The sequence below is a fragment of the Mycobacterium intermedium genome (assembly GCF_002086275.1).
GTDB classification, from domain to species: domain Bacteria; phylum Actinomycetota; class Actinomycetes; order Mycobacteriales; family Mycobacteriaceae; genus Mycobacterium; species Mycobacterium intermedium.
Window position 1 is genome coordinate 1 of the sequence record NZ_MVHT01000262.1, and the last position, 974, is coordinate 974.

Annotated in this window: 1 protein-coding gene; it reads left to right on the top strand. The window is 57.6% G+C overall.

The window, feature by feature from the left end; genetic code table 11:
* Positions 1–191: 191 nt before the first annotated feature.
* The coding region (locus tag BST27_RS30575; RefSeq protein ID WP_211285338.1) for a 2OG-Fe(II) oxygenase at positions 192–974 on the top strand (783 nt) is incomplete at its 3' end.

A 974-nucleotide genomic window follows, 5' to 3' on the forward strand; every position in this document is an offset into this window, starting at 1 on the left:
CCGGCAGACGACGCCGCCACCACGACCGAAACGGAGGTCGCCTGAAACACCCGATCCACAGGTATTGACGATTCCTCGTCTTGCGGGCTGCTCGACCTCAAAGAAAAACGTTTACTTTCACGATCTCTGGCTGGGCGACCGCCATGTCAAATGATACCCGGGCAACTTCGTGACCTCTGTACCGCGACACTGTGCCGGTGATATTTTCCAGCGATATGGAACTTTGTGCTGCGTCTCATTCGTCGGACCTTGCGCGGTTCGTGCGCACTTACCCAGGTGCTATTGATGACGCGCTGGCTGCTGACCTGATCGCGCTACCGGGTGCCCAAGAGCTTGACCTGGACTACCGGCGCTGTTCCCTTACACCCGTCGTTGGTGACGTGTTACTACGCTTCTGCAGTGTTGTGCGCGAATGCTTCGCGGACTACTGCGGGACGTCGAGAACGCTGAACTTCTGCACACGCCTCGAGGCACCGAATGTCGTGCGGTACGAACCGTCGACGCCCGATCGACCGGAGTGGTTCCACGAGCATGCCGATGCCTGGAGTATCGCATCCGCGACGCGACAAGTAAGTGTGGTCGCCTATTTGAACGATGTTGCAGAGGGCGGCGAAACGGTGTTTACAGGCTTCGACTTCTCACAGCGTTGCGAGAAGGGAACCGTTCTTTTCTTTCCGTCGAATTACCTCTATCACCATATCGCTCGGCCGCCGGAGTCTGGTTCGAAGATCGTGGTGGTGTCTTGGATCCATTTCGGAAATGGCGGTGAATCTACGTACGTGACGGTGCCGCTTGACTTGCACCGTGATCGCGATTTTTTGTTGGCTGAGGTGGCGCGCAATCCCTCGGATGTCAAGTCGGTGTTCGACTTGGGCCAGAGCTACTTTGATTCCGGCGATTTCGCCAACGCGCGTAAGTGGTATGCGCGGCGGGCTGAGATGGGTGGCTCGGCCGAGGAGGTCTATTACTCGCTG